Origin of the sequence: Hansschlegelia beijingensis, assembly GCF_045505405.1 — a bacterium.
GTDB lineage: Bacteria > Pseudomonadota > Alphaproteobacteria > Rhizobiales > Methylopilaceae > Methylopila > Methylopila beijingensis_A.
Map to the genome: position 1 here is coordinate 1 of NZ_JBJKEX010000468.1, position 1,900 is coordinate 1,900.

General features: G+C 72.2%; 1 protein-coding gene and 1 pseudogene. One reads left to right on the forward strand and one right to left on the reverse strand.

Annotated elements, in window-relative coordinates; all coding sequences use genetic code 11:
- Window positions 1-768, forward strand: a 768-nt coding sequence (locus ACIKT0_RS17640; RefSeq protein WP_407106646.1) for an EAL domain-containing protein, incomplete at its 5' end; no start/stop codon positions are given.
- A gap of 1 nt (window position 769) precedes the next feature.
- Here ACIKT0_RS17640 and ispG read toward each other — a convergent pair.
- Window positions 770-1,828 (reverse strand): annotated as a pseudogene (gene ispG, locus ACIKT0_RS17645) (flavodoxin-dependent (E)-4-hydroxy-3-methylbut-2-enyl-diphosphate synthase); the annotation flags it as partial.
- Window positions 1,829-1,900 lie beyond the last annotated feature (72 nt).

A 1,900-nucleotide genomic window follows, 5' to 3' on the forward strand; every position in this document is an offset into this window, starting at 1 on the left:
ATCCACGTCTACGCGCCGGATCCGGAGCGCGAAGCCGCCCGCCGCACCCATATGCGGCTCGCCGAGCAGCTGGTGTCCGCGCTCGGCGAGCGGCGGGTGCGGCTCGCCTTCCAGCCGGTGTTCCGGGCCGCGACCGGCGAGCATGTCTGGAGCGAGGCGCTGGTGCGGATCGTGACGGAGGACGGCGAGATCATCTCCGGCGGGCCGCTTGCGGGGGCCGCCGAGCAGGTCGGGCTGATCCACATGCTCGACCGCCGCGCGCTCGACCTCGCGGCGGCGCATCTGTCGAGCCTGCCGGAGGCCCGCGTCGCGGTGAACGTCTCGGCCGCGACCACGGCGGACGAAAGCTGGCTCGAGGCGCTGACGTCGTGGCTCGCCATGCGGCCGGACCTGGCCGACCGGCTGATGGTGGAGGTGACCGAGACGGCGGCGATCGCGGATCTCGGCGTGACCTCCGCCTTCGTGACCGAGCTCCACGCCCGCGGCGTGAGGGTCGCGATCGACGACTTCGGGGCCGGACACACCTCGTTCAAGGCGCTGCGGGAGCTCTCCGTCGATCTCGTCAAGATCGACGGCTCCTTCGTGCGCGATCTGGAGACCGACCCCCGCTCGGGCGCCTTCGTGCGGGCGCTGCTGGCGCTCGCGCGCGAGCTCGGCTTCGAGACGGTCGCCGAGCAGATCGAGACCCGGGCGGCCGCGGACATGCTGACCGCGTGGGGCGCGACCTATCTGCAGGGCGAGTTGCTGGCCGCGCCGCAGCTCGCCTGAGCTACTCCGCCGCGTCCCGGCCGGAGCCGGCGCCGAAGCGACGCGCCACATAGTCCTCGACCATCGCCTTGAACTCGGCGACCAGGCCCGGGCCCCGCAGCGTCGCGACCTTCTTGCCGTCCACGAACACCGGCGCGGTCGGGGTCTCTCCGGTGCCGGGCAGCGAGATGCCGATGTCGGCGTGCTTGGACTCGCCCGGGCCGTTCACGATGCAGCCCATGACGGCGACGTTGAGCGTCTCGGCCCCGGGGTAGAGCGTCTTCCACTCCGGCATGCGGGCCACGATGTGGTCCTGGACCTCGCGGGCGAGCTCCTGGAACACCGTCGAGGTCGTCCGCCCGCAGCCCGGGCAGGCCGCGACCAGCGGCACGAAGGTGCGGAAGCCCATGGTCTGCAGGATCTCCTGCGCGACCTTGACCTCGACCGTGCGGTCGCCGCCCGGCTCCGGCGTGAGCGAGACGCGGATCGTGTCGCCGACGCCCTGCTGGAGCAGCACCCCGAGCGCGGCCGAGGACGCGACGATCCCCTTCGAGCCCATGCCGGCCTCGGTGAGGCCGAGATGCAGCGCGTAGTCCGCCCTGCGGGCGAGCTCGGCGTAGACCGCGATCAGGTCCTGCACCGCCGAGACCTTGGCGGACAGGATGATCTTCTCGCGCGGCAGGCCAAGCTCCTCGGCCCGGGCGGCCGACAGCAGCACCGAGCGGATCAGGGCTTCGCGCGTCACCTCGCGCGCGTCCTTGGGGTGCGGGGCGGCGGCGTTCTCGTCCATCAGCCGCGTGAGCAGCTCGCCGTCGAGCGAACCCCAGTTGCCGCCGATCCGCACAGGCTTGTCGTTGCGCGCGGCGATCTCGATGATCTCGGCGAAGTGCCGGTCGCGCTTGGCCCCGAAGCCCACATTGCCGGGGTTGATCCGGTATTTGGCGAGCGCCTCCGCGCAGGCCGGATGCTCGGCGAGCAGGGTGTGGCCGATATAGTGGAAGTCGCCCACCAGCGGCACGTTCACGCCGCGCCGGGCGAGTTCGTCGCGGATGTGCGGCACAGCGGCCGCGGCCTCGGGACGAGTTTCACCACGTCCTGCAGGCCGCCATCGACCGCGGCCTCAAGGTCGACGTCGGGCACGGCAGCCACTTCT